Source organism: Blastococcus xanthinilyticus (genome assembly GCF_008124835.1).
In the GTDB taxonomy this organism is placed as follows: domain Bacteria; phylum Actinomycetota; class Actinomycetes; order Mycobacteriales; family Geodermatophilaceae; genus Blastococcus; species Blastococcus xanthinilyticus.
In genome coordinates, this window is record NZ_VNHW01000001.1 from 519,445 (window position 1) to 534,987 (window position 15,543).

Sequence of the window (15,543 nt, forward strand, 5' to 3'; positions counted from 1 at the left end):
ACTGCAGCTCGCTCACCAGGCCTCCCATCCGTCGAACGCTTGTACGAACGATACCGCCGGACAGTGACAGCCCGGAGCGCGAATCCACAGGTCAGGCGCCCGTCCACAACGAGTCGTCGGGAAGCTGGAAAGGCCGTAGCGTCCGCCTCATGGCGACGCGATCGTTCCGGACGGTGCTGGAAGGCGGTTCGTACTTCGAGGGGCCGCGGTGGCACGACGGCGCCTGGTGGGCGTCCGACTTCTACCGGCACACGGTCAGCCGAGTGGCACCCGGCGGCGGCGAGACCGTGGTCGTCGAGGTGGAGAACCAGCCGTCGGGGCTGGGCTGGCTGCCCGACGGCTCGCTGCTGGTCGTGTCGATGAAGGACCACCGGCTGCTGCGGGTGACCGACGGGGAGGTGGCCACGCACGCCGACCTGTCCGGCGTCTGCGGCGGGCACCTCAACGACATGGTCGTCGACGGGTCGGGGCGGGCGTTCGTCGGCGACTTCGGCTTCGACCTCATGGGCGGCGGCGCACCGGCGTCCGCCTCGGTGAAGCGGGTCGACCCCGACGGCTCGGTCACCGTGGTGGCCGAGGACCTGCGCTTCCCCAACGGCTCGGTCATCACCCCGGACGGCACGCTGATCGTCGGCGAGACGTGGGGCAACCGGTTCACGGCCTTCGACATCGCCGCCGACGGCTCGCTGGGCAACCGGCGGGTGTGGGCGGCGTTCGGGCCCGAGCCGGTGGGCGGTTCGGTCGAGGAGCTGCTGGGTCAGGTCGTGGTCGCGCCGGACGGCTGCGCCCTGGACGCCGAGGGGCACGTCTGGGTCGCCGACGGGCTCGGGTCGCGGGTGCTGCGGGTCGCGGCCGGCGGCGGGATCGTCGACGAGATCGCCGCGCCGGACGGGATGGGCGTCTTCGCCTGCGCCCTCGGCGGCGACGACGGCCGCCAGCTGCTGCTGTGCTGCGCGCCGGACTTCTACGAGCACACCCGCGCGCCGGTGCGCGAGGCGGTGCTGGTGAGCACGGAGGTCGCCGTACCGCACGCCGGGCTGCCCTGATCCCACCGCCGGTCCCCTGGCGGCTGCCGCCGGACCGTGATCACATCAGGCCGTCGGGGACCCACCGCCCCGACCCGGTTCCGGAATCGAGATCCACGTGATCATCCTGCACGCGAGCATCGCCATCCTGGGCGTCCTGCTCCTGATCATCGCGCTCAAGGTCGAACCGGTCATCGCGCTGGTGCTGGGCTCGCTGTACCTCGGCATCGCCGGCGGCATCGGCCTGGCCGGGACGGTGGAGACCATCGCCGTCGGCTTCGGCGAGATCATGGCCGAGGTCGGGCTGCTGATCGGCTTCGGCGTGCTGCTCGGGGCGCTGCTCTACGCGCTCGGCGCGCTGCAGAAGTTCGTCGCCCTGCTGCTGCGGCTGCTCGGGGCGAAACGGCTGCCGTACGCGATGAGCGCCGCGCTGACCACGCTGTTCCCCTCGATCTACGTCGACGTGCAGCTGGTGCTGGCCTCGCCGCTGGCCCGCTCGGCGGCCCCGCACATCGGCCGGGGCGGGCTGCCGCTGCTCGCCGGGTCGCTCACCGCGGGGATCCTCGTCGGCTACGTGTTCGTCGTCCCCGGGCTGGGCACGCTGTCGATCGCCGGCCTGCTGGACATCCCGCTCGGCACGATGCTGATCTTCGGCCTGGTCGTCGGGCCGGTGACCGCGGTGGTCACCACCTTCCTGTTCAGCCTGGTGCTCAAGCGCGGCTTCTGGACGCCGGCGAACGACGAGCACGAGACCCAGGCCCTCCAGGACGCCGAGCAGGCAGCCGACGAGAAGGACGCCGAGCACGAGGCGGCGATGCCCCCGCTGGCCGTCTCGCTGCTGCCGGTCATCGTGCCGCTGCTGCTCATCGCGAGCGGGGCGATCGCCTCGGCCGCCGGGGTCGAGAACTCGGTCATCGCGTTCGTCAGCAACCCGGTCTTCGCCCTCTTCCTCGGCATGGTCGGCGCCTACGTGCTGGCCCGGCGCACCCTGGGCCGCGAGCGCACCGACGACGCCGTCACCACCGGGCTGAGCACCACCGGGCAGATCCTGCTCATCACCGGCATCGGCGGCTCGCTGGGCGCGGTGATCGGCGAGACGACGCTGGACCAGGTGCTCGGCGACCTGTTCTCGGCCTCGACCGGTACCTCGGTGATCCTCACCCTGCTGCTCGCCTGGCTGATCGCCGCGCTGCTGCACTTCGCGATCGGCTCGATCTCGGTGGCCGCGATCGCGGCCGCCGGCATCCTCGCGCCGGTGCTCGGCTCGCTCGACGTCGCGCCGGTGGTCGTCGGCCTGGCCATCGGCGCCGGCGCGCTGTTCGCGCTGCAGGTGAACAGCAACTTCTTCTGGATGTTCCAGAGCCTGCTGGGCATCTCCACCCAGGGCGCGCTCAAGGCGCTGACCTTCGTCACCGCGCTGGCCTCGGTCGTGGCGATGCCGATCATCATCGTGCTCGGCTTCCTGGTGCCGGCGTGACGGCGCTGCTGCTCGACGGCGTCCGGGTCCTCGACCTCTCCACGATGATCGCCGCGCCCACCACCGCGACGATCCTCGGCGACTACGGCGCCGACGTCGTCAAGGTCGAGATGCCCGGGACGGGCGACTTCGTCCGCCGCTTCGGCCGGCAGGTGGACGGGCAGGGCCTGTACTGGAAGACGCTGTCCCGAGGCAAGCGGTCGGTGGCGCTGGACCTCCGCCGGCCCGAGGGCCGCGACCTGGTGCTGCGCTGGATCGGGCAGTTCGACGTCCTGGTGGAGAACTTCCGCCCGGGCACGCTGGAGCGGTGGGGGCTGGCCCCGGCCGACCTGCGGGCGGTGAACCCGCGGCTGGTCGTGCTGCGGGTGACGGCCTACGGGCAGGACGGCCCGTACCGGGACCGGCCCGGCTTCGGCACGCTCGCCGAGGCGCTCGCCGGGCTGGCGTCGGTCGCCGGGTACGACGACCGGCCACCGCTCCTGCCGGCCTATCCGCTCGCCGACATCATGGCCGGCAACCTCGGCGCGACCGCCGTCCTTGCCGCGCTGATGCGCCGGCAGGCCACCGGCACCGGCGACACGATCGACCTGGCGATCTACGAGGCCGCGCTGAAGCTCGTGGAGATCAACGTGCTGGAGTACCAGCAGACCGGCGCGGAGCACGGCCGCACCGGCAACCGGTACGGCCCGGCCGCACCGCGCGGGAGCTACCAGTGCCGCGACGGGCTGTGGATCGCGCTGTCGGGCAGCACCCAGCCGATGGCCCAGCACGTGCTGCGGACCATCGGCGGCGAGGAGCTGGTGGTCGACCCGCGGTTCGCCACCAACGCCGACCGCGTGCAGCACGTGCAGGAGCTGGACGACCTGATCGCCGCGTGGTGCCGGACCCGCGACCGGGACGACGCGATCGCCGAGCTCACCGCGGGCGGCTGCGCGGTCGGGCCGCTGGAGAGCGTCGCGACGATGCTGGACAACCCGCAGGTGCGGCACCGCGGCTCCATCGTGACCGTCGACGACCCCGACCTCGGCCCGCTGGCGATGACCGGCGCCTACCCGTCGTTCTCCGACGGCGGCACGCGGATCGGCCGCCCCGGCCCCGCCGACGTGGGCGCGGACACCGACGCGGTGCTCGCCGCCGACCTGGGGCTCGCGGCCGACGAGCTCGCGGCGTTGCGCGCCGCCGGGGTCACGGCCGGGCCGGCCGCCGTCCCACCGGAGGAGCCGCAGGACGCGCTGTGACCTGCGGCGGCGTGCCTCGCCGCCAGGTCACCAGGCCGCCCGGTCACCAGGCCGCCCGGTCACCAGGCCGCCGGAGCGCTCCCGGGAACCGCGCCGCCGGAACCGGCGCCGCCGACGAGCTCCGCCCGGCCGCGGCCGAGGACCTTGGCGTCGTAGAGCGCGCGGTCGGCGCTGCGCATGAGCTGCGAGGCGCTCTCGCCGAACGAGTAGCCGGCCACCCCGCAGGACAGCGAGATGTCGGGGTGCAGCGTGCAGACGGAGCGCACGAGGGCGAGCGCCTCGGGAGGGTCGATCCCCGGGAGGAGGAGGGAGAACTCGTCGCCGCCGTGCCGGGCCAGCACCGACCCGTGCGGCAGCGCCTCGCCCCACACCTCGGCGACCCGGCACAGCACCCGGTCGCCGGCCTCGTGCCCGTGGGAGTCGTTGACGGACTTGAAGTGGTCGACGTCGATCAGCACGGCCGAGAGGGGCTCCCGGGTGCGGGACGCCTCGCCCATCAGCTCGCGCATGGCCTCGTCGAAGCCGCGCCGGTTGCGCAGCCCGGTCAGCGGGTCGCGGCTGGCACCCGACGCCCGGATCACCAGCCGGCGGATGACCATTCCGAGGCCGATCAGCACCAGGTCGACGCCGAGCGCGGTCCCCAGGGGGACGCCGGACAGCAGCAGGGCCCCCGTGACGGCCACGACGGCGCCGACCAGGTGCGCGAGCGCCTGGCGCCCGGAGAAGAACAGGTGCGCATCGACGACCACGAAGGCGATCAGCACGCTGGCGCCCAGCGCGGTGAGGGAGTCGGGGCTGATCGCCACCGCGGTGGCGATCAGGACGGTCGCCACGCCCACCGTTCCGTGGAACACCGGCCGCGGCCAGCGGGCGCCCCAGCGCGCGACGACGGCGGCCGCCGCCAGCGCGACCAGCGAGAGGACGACGAGCGCCGACCGGCGCGCACCCGCCGGAGCGCCGGCGCAGATGCACAACCCTGCCGCCCCGCCGAACGCGTAGAAGGTGGCCAGCGTGCGCGCCATGACGCGGACCGTGGCCACCTCGGGCGCTCGGGAACGGCTCACCTGCTGGACGTCGGCCGATCCGGCGCCGTCCTTGAGGGTCGGCCGGGCATCTCCGTCCGGATTTCCCCCGCGTGGGGGACGCCCGCGGCGGACGGTGGGCGGTGTGCTGGGTGGTGTGGGGGCGGGGTCCTCACAGGTTGCCCCCCCTACCCTGGCGACCTGACGCCGACCAGAGGAGCACCGCTTCATGGCCAACGTCCCGCCCGATTCCCGGACCACGCGGTGGCTGCGCCGGGGCCCCGCGCAGCCGCGGCAGCAGGACGAACCGGCCCGCCGTCCCCGGTTCGACCGCCCGCCGCCCGCGGGCAACGACTGGTACGGCGCGCCCCCGGCCGCCGGGAGCCCGCCGCCCTACGGGCAGCCGGAGCCTCCCTGGCCCGGCGAGGACGCCCGCTACCCCGGCCCGTCGGCCCGCCCGGCGGATCCGTTCCCGCCGCCGCCTCCCGGGCGCCCGTTCCCGCCGGCGCCGCCCGGGCGCCCGCTCCCACCGGAGCGCGGTCGCCGGGGCTTCCGGAGCCGCCGGCCACGGCGGAGCCGCAGGCTGCTCGGCCGGATCTTCCGGGTGCTGGCGGCGCTGGCCATCGTGCAGGCGCTGGTCGTGCTCTCGCTGCGCTGGGTGGACCCGCCGACGACGGCGTTCATGGCGGCCAACCCCGAGGGCGCGATCCAGGAGTCGGTGCCGGTCGAGCACGTCTCCCGGAACGTCCTCGCCGCGGTCATCGCGCACGAGGACGCCGAACTCCCCTACCGCTCGGGCGCGTTCGACTGGGATGCGCTGTGGAGCCGCGCGACCGCCCATCTCTCCGGCGAGGAGGACCCGTCGGGGTCGACGATCCCGCAGCAGGTCGCGAAGAACATGTTCCTGAACCAGGAGCTCAGCGCCTGGCGGAAGGCGGTGGAGGCCGCGCTGTCGGTCGAGCTCGCCGCGTTCGTCGACGACCGCCGGATGCTCGAGCTGTACGTCAACTACGCGCAGTTCGGGCCGACGATCTACGGCGTCTGCGCGGCCGGCTGGTACTACTTCGACTCCTCGCCGGCGGAGCTGACCGCCGAGCAGGCCGTGATGCTGGTCGGCCTGCTGCCCTCCCCCGGGCACGTCCGCCGCGCACCCGGCGGTGGCATGGACTTCGAGGTCGAGGACGGCCTGGGCTGGCTGTCCCGCTCGCACGTGCTGAACGCCCAGGCCCGGGTGCCCCGCCACCTCGACCAGCTCGGCTTCACGCCGGTCGAGGATGCCGGCGTCGAGGGCCTGGCGTCGGAGCAGGAGCCCTCGGGCGACGACTGCTCGACGGCGCCGGAGGAGGTCACCGACCTGATCGCCGAGGAGGGCACCGCCTGACGGTGCGCCCGGCGATCAGGCCGGTACCGCTCAGCGGGCCTCGGGGTAGCGGCTGCGCTGCGGGTTCGGCACGGGGCGCTGGGTCGAGAACCCGGCGTCGAAGCGCTGGGTCATCTCCAGCTCGTCGGTGTCCGGAGCGGCGTGCCGGCCGATCCGGGGCATCTTGAACTCGGCCGTCTCGTCGAGGAGGTGCTTGGTCACGGGAGGAATCTTGCGTGCTCGCGCGTCCTGATCGCGGATTGCGCCCGGCCTGTCGCCGGCGCGGCGGAAAAGTGCAGTTCGCCTGGGACCGGCGTGACGAATGTGGCGGAAACGGTCAGCCGGCGAGGTGCGCGGCCAGCCGGTCGAGGAAGGGCAGCTGCGCCTTCACGAGCTTGGTGCGGGCGGTGCCCACGTCGAACCAGGCGGCGCGGTCGATCTCCGGAAACTCCTGCACCCGGCCCGAGCGCGGCGGCCACTCCAGCGCGAAGGTGTTGCTGGTGATCGCATCGGCGTCCAGGTCGCCCTCGGCCGCCCAGACGGCGAGCAGCTTGCGCCCCCTCACCTCGCCGAGCGGGTGCAGCGTCGCGGCCGGCACCGGGCAGCCCAGCTCCTCGGCGAACTCCCGGCGCGCGGCGGCCTCGCCGTCCTCGTCCGGATCGTGCTCGCCCTTGGGGACCGTCCAGGCGCCGTCGTCCTTCCTCGCCCAGAACGGCCCGCCCATGTGGCCCAGCAGCACCTGCGGCTCGCCGTCGGCGAAGCGGTACAGCAGGACGCCGGAGCTGCGGACGGGCGGCACCCGGTCAGCCTGGCAGGCGCGATCAGCCTCCGGACGGGCGGGCGCCGAGGGGCTCGACGAGCTCGGCCAGGCCGACCGGGCCGTCGTCCCCGTCGTACAGGTAGTCCAGCCGGCCGTCGGTGAGCACCGGCCGCCCGAGGATCGGGCGGATGCGGCGCGGGGCGGCCATCGCCGAGGCCACGTCGGGGTGGGCGGTGAGGTCGCGCAGGGTGGCCGCGGTGGCGTTCATCATGGTCAGCGAGCCGTCGCGGAAGCCCTCGAACGCCTCGGCGACCGGCAGCCAGGCGACCCGGTCGGCCTCGCCGCCGACGTCTCGGGTGCGCTGACCGGCCGGGAGCGCGGCGAGGAAGAACCGGGTGTCGAACCGGCGGGTCTGCCACTCCGGCGTGATCCAATGCGCCCAGGCGCGGAGCAGGTCGGCGCGCAGCACGAGGCCGCGCGCCTCGAGGAAGTCGGCCAAGGCGAGCTCGCCGGCGATCAGCGCCAGCCGGTCGCGCTCCCAGTCCTCCCCCGTCGTGTCGGTGACCGGAGTGCCGTCGGCGCGCGCGGCGAGCAGGACGCCGGACTCCTCGAAGGTCTCGCGGACGGCGGCCGCGACGAGCTCGGTGGCCAACTCGGTGTCGCAGGAGAAGGCCGCGGCCCACGCGGCGGGCGGCGGGCCGGCCCAGTGCGCGGCGGCCTCCCGGTCGCGGGGGTCGACCGAGCCGCCCGGGTAGACGTGCATCCCGGCGGCGAACGCCATCGTCGGGCGACGGCGGAGCAGGTAGACCTCCGGACCGGCCGCGCCGTCGCGGAGCAGGACGATGCTGGCGGCGTCCCGAGGCGGCACGACGTCGGTCTCCCCGCGCAGGTACCGCTCGACGAGCTCCTTCTGGTCGGCACGCATGGCGGTCATGCTTCTTCAGCCGAGCAGCAGCCGCCAGGTGGCGTAGCCGTCGTCGGCGGCGGAGCCGAGCCGGCGCCACTCGGGAGCGTCCGGATCGCCGAGCACCTCGTCGAGGCGCTGCAGCCGCTTGCGGTCGCTCCCGGCGAACCGGTCACGCTCGGCGAGCGGATCGGATATCAGACCGGCCAGGAACGCGGCGTCGCCGCTGTGCCGTTCCCGGTCGCGGGTATCGGTCGCCCAGGCCGCGGACTTGAGCACCAGGGCGCCGAGCGGGTCCGGCACCGGGACGAGCGCCGTCCGCTCCCCCTTGGTCACGTGCACCGGCATGGCCCGCCGGAGCGCCTGCGTGCCGCCCTCGATGCGGATCGTGTCCCCGCCGACCGTGCGCAGCCGCCGCCGCGGAGGCGTGTGGTCGGGGGCGAGGACGTCGGCGCGGGCCTGGTCCCTGGCGCGGACGAATCGGTACACCTTCCCGGCGGCGTCGGGCTGCGGTTCCAGGTCGAGCTCCCGCACCGCGCGGACGCAGCGCACCAGCCCGGCGTCGTCGGTGAGCAAGTCGGCGAGGACGTCGACGTCCTGGCTGGCCCGGGTGGCCACCCGGCCGGCGAGCAGGCCGTGCAGCATCACCATCTGGCCGCCGACGAGCACCCAGCCGGTGGGCGGGAGCTGCTCGGCGAGCTCGAGGACGAGGTCCCACAGCGTGTCCAGCGGGCCGGTCAGCGGCGGCAGCTCGACGCGCGGCTCCGCTCCCCCGGCCGCGGTCACCGCGGCAGGTCGCCCAGCGCGGCGGCGAGCAGGTCGAGGCCGGCCCGCCGGGTGCGCACGTCGGGTGACTCGGCGAGGTCGACGGCGACGACCGCGGCCGGCATGTGCGCGCGGCCGGTCAGCGTCAGCTCGTCGTAGCGGGGCACGCGCACGACCAGATTGGGCTCCCCACGGTCGGAGACGCCCAGATCGCCGCGCAGCCCGTCCAGCGTGTCCTGGCTGCTGTACACCTCCACCGCCGCCTCCCGAGCGACGATGTCGGCGCCGACGGCGGCCGCCGCGGTCAGCCCGGAGGGGACGACGCCGTCGGTGTCGAGCAGCCGCTGCCGGTAGGCGGGCAGGACCCGCAGCTCGTGGCGCTCCGCCCGGTCCCGGCAGGCGGCGACCAGCTGGTCGGGGTCATAGCCGCGCAGCCGGGCCAGCAGCCGGGAACGGTCCGCCGGCGGCAGCCAGGCAACGTCCTCCCCGGAGAGCTGCCAGAGGGCAGCCCACGCAGTGTGCGGGGCGAGGGCCCGCCCGGCGGTGATCGGCAGCCGAGCCCGGCTCTCCACGGCGTCCTCGTCGAGCACCAGCGTCCGGCCGACCCGGCGGGCGGCCAGCTTTCCGGCGCGAATCAGTCGGCGGACCTGTTCCGGCTCGACACCGAGACGCTCGGCGGCCTGGTCGACGGTCAGCATGCCGGTCCCCTCGTTGGCACAAACAGGCGTATTACACGCCCTATTGTGCAAAGGGTCGGTGGCAACCGTCCATGCCACGCCGGACGACGACGGCATTCGATGCCGTCGACCGGCTGGTCTGCCCGGCGCTACCCAACCGGGGAGCCCCCTGGTGAACGCCGATGGCGACGGGGCGACACATCCGGCCACCACGACCCCGGGCACGTCGCCCGACCACGCGCCGGGGTATCGCATGCGATTTGCATGTAAGCTCGGTCGGGTGAGCAAGATGCTGCAGGTGCGGCACGTTCCTGACGCCGTCCACGCCGAACTGGTTCGCCGCGCGGCGGTAGCCGGCGTCTCGCTGTCCGAGTACGTGCTGCGGGAGCTCGAGCGGGTCGCCGCCCGGCCGCCGGTAGAGGAGGTGCTCGCCCGCTCGGCCTCTCGACGGCTCGATCTGTCGGTGGCCGAGGTGGTGGACACCATCCGTGCCGAGCGCCCGGACAGGTGATCGTCCTCGACGCCTCGGTCGTCGTGACCGGGCTCCTGATCGGCGACCCGGTGGGGAACGCAGCCCGGGAAGTGCTGCGCTTGGGGCCGCTGCACGCGCCCCACCTCCTCGACGTGGAGGCGACGTCCGCGATCCGACGCTGGGTCCTGTCCGGCCGGCTGACCGCCGAGGACGCCCGGATGTCCCTGCGGGATCTCCAGGACCTGGCCGTCGACCGGCACGCGCACGAGCCGTTGCTCGACCGGGTGCTGGAACTCCGAGACGCCGTCAGCGCCTACGACGCCGTCTACGTGGCGCTGGCGGAACTCCTCGGAGCCCGCCTCGTCACCGGCGACCACCGACTGGCACGGGCGTCCGGGGTCCGCTGCCCGATCGATCTGGTCGGCTGACGTCCGAGGCCGACACCGCATGGTGCGACGTCGGGGTGCCCCGATTCGCCGGTATTCTCCGCGACCCATGCAGCACTACGACGTCCTCTCCTGGGTCTACGAGTACGGCACCGAACTGCTGCACGGCGGGCACCGACGCGAGGCGATCGACCTGCTGCGCCTGGAGCCCGGCGCGACCGTCCTCGACGTGGCGGCCGGAACCGGCGCGAACTTCCCGCTGCTGATCGAGCGCATCGGCGCCTCCGGGCGGATCTGCGCCATCGACTACTCCCCCGGCATGCTCGCCCGCGCGGCTGCGAAGGTGCGGAAGACCGGCTGGGACAACGTCGACCTGATCGAGGCGGACGCCCGCACCCTCGACGCCGAACTGGTGGGGCTGCCCCAGGTCGATGCCGCGATCTGCGTGTTGGGCCTCAGCGTCGTGCCGGATTGGCGCGAGGTGTTCGAGCGCATGTTCGGCCTGGTCCGCTCCGGCGGTCGCGTCGTCGTGATGGATCTCAATCTTGACGGCAAGCGCACCAGCGGCGTCGCGAACGCCTACTACCGCCGGCTGGCGCAGGCCGATTCCCGACGTCGCTTCTGGGAGCCGCTGCAGTCGCAGGCGGACGACGTCGAGCTGATCGACCACACGTGGTTCGGCGGCGTCGCGAGGATCGCCGGGGGGACGAAGCCGCCTCGGGTGGTATCACCTGCGGTATCGTCGCCGCATGGCCATGACCCTGCGCCTTGACGACCAGGAGACGGAAGCTCTGCGACGCAGGGCGGAACTCGAGGGGCGCTCGATGCAGGAGGTCGCTCGGCAGGCGGTGCGTGACTACATCGAGCGGACCAGCAAGCGCGAACTGCTGGGCCGGGTTCTCGACGAGGAGTTGCCTCGGTACGCGGAAGCTCTCGAGCGCCTCGGCCGGTGATCCACCTCGACCTGGACGACCTGCTGCACGTGGCCACCCGCACGCTGGGTGAGGTACAGGTGCGGGATGCCGGGTTGCTCGAGTCCGTGCTGGCCCGGCCACGCGCCACCGCCTTCGGCGAGGACGCCTACCCGTCGATCCACGACAAGGCTGCGGCCCTGCTGCACTCGTTGGCCCGCAGCCATGCCCTCGTGGACGGCAACAAGCGACTGGCGCTGGCGGGGACGATCGCCTTCTACGGTCTCAACGGCCTCCGGCTGACCCTCTCGAACGACGAGGCGTACGACCTCGTGATCGCCGTGTCCGCGGGAGATCTCGACGAGATTGCGCCGATCGCCGCGCGCCTGGCCGCAGGCACCCGCCCCTGGGCCTGACGTCCGCGCCGCGGTGGGCGACCACGTCGGCGCTCCCGCGCTGGCGCCGCTGCCTTGATCAGCCGGCCGACTGGTGGAAGCGACGGAGCAGATCGGCCGGTATCCGGCCGCGGTCGCTGACGTCGATGCCCTGCGTCCGGGCCCAGGCGCGGATCTCGGCGGGTGACGCGGGACGGGGCGGCACCGGCCGGCCGGGAGCGAAGGAGTCCTCGACGGCCTCCGTGGCACGCTGGGCACCCAGTTCGGCGAGGCAGGCGCCGAGCCAGCGGTAGGTCCACTCCTGGGCCAGGGGCCGGGTCTCGCAGAAGACCACCGGCACGGAGGGGAACCGGGCCTGGGCTTCGGCCAGGGCCTCGGCGACCCGGGCGCCGGGCGTGTGCGGCAGCTTGAAGAGCCGGCTGTAGCGGTCCTCGACCACCACGGCGGCGCGCGGCAGCGCCGTCAGCTCGGCGAGGGCGTAGGTGAGCTTGCCGGACATCAGGCTGCCGGCCAGGTCCTCCAGGGTCTTGCGCTCGACGGCGGCGACCACCTCGCCGTCGAGCTCGACGGCATAGTCGCCGGCGGAGAGCCGCTGCCGCCGGGGGGTGGCCTGCTGGGCCCCGAACGCGTAGGGGTACTTCTCGCCGGTGTCGACGAGGATGTCGAGCACCTGGCCGTGCGCGCGGGCGGTGGGCAGGTGCACCCCGGGCCGCGCCTGCTTCGTCGTCCGCGGGGACTGCCAGAAGATCATCTCGCGGCCGCGCGCCTGGGTGATGACCAGTTGAGAGCGGTTCTCCCTGGCGCGGGCCAGCACGAGGTCGATCGCCGGGCCACGCCGGGAGCAGGAGCGGACGGCGTGCCGTCCGATGATCTCCGCGTCGGCCGGCCACTCCTCGGCCCGGTGGCAGTACACCTTGGCCGCCCGCGGCCACGGTTCCTTCGCCTTGACGACGACGCCGGCCGCACCGAGCGGGATGCGCACCAGGTAGGGCAGCGTCGAGCCGGGGTCGGGGTTGCGCGCCACGAGCAGGTCGTCGACCACGGCTCCAGCCTGGCACGGCCCCATCACGCGGACGGCCACTCCTCCCGGTCGGCGTAGGCCGACACGCACCGTTCGCACGAGCCCTGGGAGGCGACGAACGACTCCGGCGCGGTGGCCCGGCGGCAGGTGCGGCACCAGCGGATCGAGCGGCGCCGCCGGGAGGCGATGTCCTCGGCGACCTGGCTGACGTACCAGGGGTCGTGCAGCAGCTCGTCGCGGGTGAACCGCCCGCCGTCGGTCAGGAGCGGACCGGGCCGGCGATCTCCCGGCGAGGTTCGCGGGCGGTCGAGCACGAACCACGGGCCCTGGACGCCGACCGCGAGCTGCACCGGCTCGCCGCTGACGAACCACCGCACGCCGTCCGCCCCGTCGGCGGCGCTCTCCCGCCGCCAGCCGGCGCCGAGTGCCCGGACGAGGTCGCCGAATCCGACGTCGAGCAGCCCGGCCAGCTCGGCCTCGCCGGCGGTGGGGTCGGCCTCGCTTCCCCACTCCAGGCCGCACGTGCGGCAGCGGAACGCCGCCTCCTCCCCCGGCATGATGCAGCCGCCGAGGACGACGTGCCCGTGCTCGGCCTGCTCGAAGGCCTCGGCACCCGGCAGCCCGTAGAGCACCGGCACCGAGTCCTCCTTACCGCAGTCCGGGCACACCCGCCCCGCCTGCACACCGACCGATCCGCCCATGCCGCTCCCCTGGTCCGTGCCGTCCCCGTGACGGCAGGGGCGGACGATGGCAGGCACCACCGACAGCGAGCGGCGGCCCGGGCGGGCATCGGCCGCAGCGCCACCCGTACGGGCGACGGCAGGTCCGCCCGGTGGCCGACCGACCGCCTCGGCCAGACTGCGACGCATGGAGTTCGAGGCCTTCTACCTGCCGCTGGGCGACAACCGGTTCGAGCCCACCCGGGCCACCGAGAGCCCGTGGGACCACAGCGCCCAGCACGGCGGGCCGCCGTCCGCGCTGCTCGCCTCCCTCGCCGCCGATACCGCCCGGGCCTCCGGGGTGGCGTCCCGCCCGGCCCGGATCAGCGTCGACTTCTTCGGCGCCATCCCCCGCCGCGAGCTGGCCGTCGAGGTGTCCCCCCTGCGCCCGGGGCGGCGGATCGACCTGACCGAGGCGGTGATGACCGTGGAGGGGCGCACCGTCGCCGTCGCCCGCGTGTGGTCGCTCGCCACCGGCCCGACGCCGCCGGTGGTCACCGAGCTCAGCCCGCCGCCCGCCGTCCCCGACTCCTCGCCCGTGGAGCTGTTCGGCCTGCCCGACTGGGGCTACGGGCAGGCGATCGAGTGGCGGTACACCGCCGGGTCGCCGCAGGAGCCGGGGCCGGCCGACGTCTGGACCCGGGTCCGCGTCCCCCTGGTCGACGGCCGGCCGCTCACCGGTCTCGCCCGCGCACTCGTCGCCGCCGACGCCGCCAACGGCATCTCCGTGGAGTTGCCCATCGACAGCTGGTGGTCCATCCCGCCGGGCATGACCACCCACCTGACCCGCGAGCCGGACGGCGAGTGGGTGCACCTGGCCTGCCGCACCCGGATCGCCGCCGACGGCATCGGGCTGTGCCACGGCGAGCTGTCCGACGAACGGGGTTCGATCGGCGAGGTCGCCCAGCCGCTGCTCGTGCAGGCCCGCTGACGCAGCCGGCGGCGTCGCCCGCACGGGCGTTCCCGCCGTCGGCCAGGATGCCGGGGTGACCACGCGCATGCACCGCTCCCACCGCGTGGCCGGCGCGCTCGTCGGCTCCGCCGTCGGCGACGCCCTCGGCGCCCCGTTCGAGTTCGGACCGCCCGGGCAGTTCTCGAAGCGCTTCCCGGTGCCGGCACGCGGGTCGAGGACGGAGATGTGCGGCGGCGGCTCGCTGGGCTGGGAGCCGGGCGAGTTCACCGACGACACCCAGATGGCGCTCCTGTTGGCCGGGTCGCTGGCGGAGCGCGGCGGGCTCGACGAGGCCGACGTCTTCGAGCGGTTCCGCACCTGGGCGGCGGCCGGGCCACCGGACATCGGTAACCAGACGCGCGCCGTCCTCGGCTCCGGCCGGCCGTGGGACGTCGCCGCGGCCGAGCACTTCGCCCTCTCCGGGCACGCGGCGGGCAACGGCTCGCTGATGCGGACGACGCCCGCCGCGATCCGGTTCTCCCGCGAGGGGCGGGAGGTGACCATGGACGCCGCCCGGCGCATCTCGGCGCTCACCCACGGCGACCCGTCGGCCGGCGAGGGCTGCGCGATCCATCACGAGCTGATGCGGGTAGCCCTCGACGGCGAGGACCCGCTGGCGGCCATTCCCCCCGCGCTGGAGGCGGTGGCACCCGAGCACCGGGAGCGGTGGGCGACGGTGCTGGCCCCGGACTGGACGCCTGAGGACGCCACCGAGTCGAACGGCGCGGTGTGGCCGACGCTCGGCCAGGCGGTGTGGGCGCTGCGGCACGGGCACGACTTCGCCGAGGTATTGCGGCTGGTCATCGACCTCGGTGGCGACACCGACACGGTGGCGTGCGTCGCCGGCGGCCTGGCCGGGGCCGTGTACGGGATGGGCGGGATCCCGAGCCGGTGGGCGTCGGTGGTGCAGGGCCGGGTGCCCGGCCACGGTGACAAAGTGTGGCGGCTGCCCGACCTGCAGCAGCTGGCGGCAGCGCTCGACGGCGGGGTGCAGCAGAACTACGACCCCGGCGTGATCCCGCGGATCGGCCCGACCGAGGTCCTGCCCGGCATCTGGGCCGGGAACCTCGACGGCGCCCGGTACAGCGACGAGGACTTCGCCGTCATCTCACTGTGCCGGCTGGGCGAGCCGTTCGCGCACCCGGTGCACCGGATGGCCTACATCGCCGACAACGAGCACAACGCCGACCTCGACGTCATGCTCGCCGACGTCCTGGACGACATGGTGGCGCTGCAGGCGGAGGGGCACCGGCTGCTGGTGCACTGCCACGGCGGCGCCTCGCGCACGGGGCTGGTACTGCGGGGCTATCTCATCCGCGAGCAGGGCATGTCGGTCGAGGAGGCGACGGCACACGTCGCCGAGCGCTGGCCGCACCTCGGCCTGTGGAACGACAGCTTCACGACCGCGCTCGAGCGCCTCGCCGGGCGGTCCGATGACAACGGAGGAAAGCGATGACTG

At 74.3% G+C, this 15,543-nt stretch carries 19 protein-coding genes; 11 read left to right on the forward strand and 8 right to left on the reverse strand.

The window, feature by feature from the left end; genetic code table 11:
- Nucleotides 1–149 precede the first annotated feature (149 nt).
- From BD833_RS02440 to BD833_RS02450, 3 genes are all read left to right on the forward strand, one after another.
- On the forward strand, nucleotides 150–1,046 hold the full coding sequence (locus BD833_RS02440; protein ID WP_166531507.1) for an SMP-30/gluconolactonase/LRE family protein: 897 nt from the start codon (nucleotides 150–152) through the stop codon (nucleotides 1,044–1,046).
- A gap of 97 nt (nucleotides 1,047–1,143) precedes the next feature.
- Nucleotides 1,144–2,502 (forward strand): GntP family permease, encoded by a 1,359-nt coding sequence (locus BD833_RS02445; protein WP_166531508.1) that lies wholly within the window; start codon nucleotides 1,144–1,146, stop codon nucleotides 2,500–2,502.
- Nucleotides 2,499–3,740, forward strand: coding sequence for a CaiB/BaiF CoA transferase family protein (locus BD833_RS02450; RefSeq protein ID WP_166531509.1), 1,242 nt, complete (start codon nucleotides 2,499–2,501; stop codon nucleotides 3,738–3,740). Before BD833_RS02445 ends, BD833_RS02450 begins: the two co-directional genes overlap by 4 nt.
- 59 nt (nucleotides 3,741–3,799) lie before the next feature.
- Here the strand turns inward: BD833_RS02450 and BD833_RS02455 are convergent, their stop codons facing one another.
- Nucleotides 3,800–4,804: a GGDEF domain-containing protein gene (locus BD833_RS02455; RefSeq protein ID WP_166531510.1), complete on the reverse strand. Its 1,005-nt coding sequence runs from the start codon at nucleotides 4,802–4,804 to the stop codon at nucleotides 3,800–3,802.
- Nucleotides 4,805–4,991: 187 nt separating this feature from the next.
- On the opposite strand from BD833_RS02455, the gene BD833_RS02460 reads away from it, so the two are divergent.
- Nucleotides 4,992–6,143, forward strand: a complete 1,152-nt coding sequence (locus BD833_RS02460) for a biosynthetic peptidoglycan transglycosylase (RefSeq protein ID WP_166531511.1) — start codon at nucleotides 4,992–4,994, stop codon at nucleotides 6,141–6,143.
- A 30-nt stretch (nucleotides 6,144–6,173) separates the two neighbouring features.
- On the opposite strand, the gene BD833_RS02465 is transcribed toward BD833_RS02460, so the two are convergent.
- From BD833_RS02465 to BD833_RS02485, 5 genes are all read right to left on the reverse strand, one after another.
- On the reverse strand, nucleotides 6,174–6,344 hold the full coding sequence (locus BD833_RS02465; protein ID WP_166531512.1) for a hypothetical protein: 171 nt from the start codon (nucleotides 6,342–6,344) through the stop codon (nucleotides 6,174–6,176).
- A 115-nt stretch (nucleotides 6,345–6,459) separates the two neighbouring features.
- Nucleotides 6,460–6,921 (reverse strand): NUDIX hydrolase, encoded by a 462-nt coding sequence (locus BD833_RS02470; RefSeq protein ID WP_166531513.1) that lies wholly within the window; start codon nucleotides 6,919–6,921, stop codon nucleotides 6,460–6,462.
- A 22-nt stretch (nucleotides 6,922–6,943) separates the two neighbouring features.
- Nucleotides 6,944–7,816 carry an NUDIX hydrolase gene (locus BD833_RS02475; protein WP_243737395.1) on the reverse strand — a complete coding sequence of 291 codons (873 nt, stop codon included), beginning with the start codon at nucleotides 7,814–7,816 and terminating at the stop codon, nucleotides 6,944–6,946.
- A 6-nt stretch (nucleotides 7,817–7,822) separates the two neighbouring features.
- Nucleotides 7,823–8,572 carry a hypothetical protein gene (locus BD833_RS02480; RefSeq protein ID WP_166531514.1) on the reverse strand — a complete coding sequence of 250 codons (750 nt, stop codon included), beginning with the start codon at nucleotides 8,570–8,572 and terminating at the stop codon, nucleotides 7,823–7,825.
- Nucleotides 8,569–9,249, reverse strand: coding sequence for a helix-turn-helix domain-containing protein (locus tag BD833_RS02485; protein ID WP_166531515.1), 681 nt, complete (start codon nucleotides 9,247–9,249; stop codon nucleotides 8,569–8,571). Before BD833_RS02485 ends, BD833_RS02480 begins: the two co-directional genes overlap by 4 nt.
- 259 nt (nucleotides 9,250–9,508) lie before the next feature.
- Between BD833_RS02485 and BD833_RS02490 the strand changes: the two genes are divergently transcribed.
- The 5 genes from BD833_RS02490 (at nucleotide 9,509) to BD833_RS02510 (ending at nucleotide 11,413) form a co-directional block, all read left to right on the forward strand.
- Nucleotides 9,509–9,739, forward strand: a complete 231-nt coding sequence (locus tag BD833_RS02490) for a FitA-like ribbon-helix-helix domain-containing protein (protein ID WP_424945164.1) — start codon at nucleotides 9,509–9,511, stop codon at nucleotides 9,737–9,739.
- Nucleotides 9,736–10,128 carry a type II toxin-antitoxin system VapC family toxin gene (locus BD833_RS02495; protein WP_166531516.1) on the forward strand — a complete coding sequence of 131 codons (393 nt, stop codon included), beginning with the start codon at nucleotides 9,736–9,738 and terminating at the stop codon, nucleotides 10,126–10,128. Before BD833_RS02490 ends, BD833_RS02495 begins: the two co-directional genes overlap by 4 nt.
- 67 nt (nucleotides 10,129–10,195) lie before the next feature.
- Nucleotides 10,196–10,858, forward strand: coding sequence for a class I SAM-dependent methyltransferase (locus BD833_RS02500; RefSeq protein ID WP_166531517.1), 663 nt, complete (start codon nucleotides 10,196–10,198; stop codon nucleotides 10,856–10,858).
- Nucleotides 10,836–11,039 carry a DUF6290 family protein gene (locus BD833_RS02505; RefSeq protein ID WP_208092291.1) on the forward strand — a complete coding sequence of 68 codons (204 nt, stop codon included), beginning with the start codon at nucleotides 10,836–10,838 and terminating at the stop codon, nucleotides 11,037–11,039. Before BD833_RS02500 ends, BD833_RS02505 begins: the two co-directional genes overlap by 23 nt.
- Nucleotides 11,036–11,413 (forward strand): type II toxin-antitoxin system death-on-curing family toxin, encoded by a 378-nt coding sequence (locus BD833_RS02510; RefSeq protein WP_166531518.1) that lies wholly within the window; start codon nucleotides 11,036–11,038, stop codon nucleotides 11,411–11,413. The genes BD833_RS02505 and BD833_RS02510 overlap by 4 nt, the downstream gene beginning before the upstream one ends.
- Before the next feature lie 58 nt (nucleotides 11,414–11,471).
- Here the strand turns inward: BD833_RS02510 and BD833_RS02515 are convergent, their stop codons facing one another.
- Both BD833_RS02515 and BD833_RS02520 read right to left on the reverse strand, forming a co-directional pair.
- A complete protein-coding gene (locus tag BD833_RS02515; RefSeq protein WP_166531519.1) occupies nucleotides 11,472–12,434 on the reverse strand; it encodes an Lsr2 family DNA-binding protein in 963 nt (320 codons plus the stop codon).
- Between the two features lie 23 nt (nucleotides 12,435–12,457).
- Nucleotides 12,458–13,051, reverse strand: a complete 594-nt coding sequence (locus BD833_RS02520; protein ID WP_243737396.1) for a hypothetical protein — start codon at nucleotides 13,049–13,051, stop codon at nucleotides 12,458–12,460.
- A 229-nt stretch (nucleotides 13,052–13,280) separates the two neighbouring features.
- Between BD833_RS02520 and BD833_RS02525 the strand changes: the two genes are divergently transcribed.
- Entirely contained in the window at nucleotides 13,281–14,063 is a 783-nt protein-coding gene (locus BD833_RS02525) for a thioesterase family protein (RefSeq protein ID WP_166531521.1), read from the forward strand.
- Between the two features lie 55 nt (nucleotides 14,064–14,118).
- The gene (locus BD833_RS02530) at nucleotides 14,119–15,540 is read left to right on the forward strand and encodes an ADP-ribosylglycohydrolase family protein (protein ID WP_208092292.1); all 1,422 of its coding nucleotides are present in this window, start codon (nucleotides 14,119–14,121) and stop codon (nucleotides 15,538–15,540) included.
- The last annotated feature ends 3 nt before the right edge of the window (nucleotides 15,541–15,543 follow it).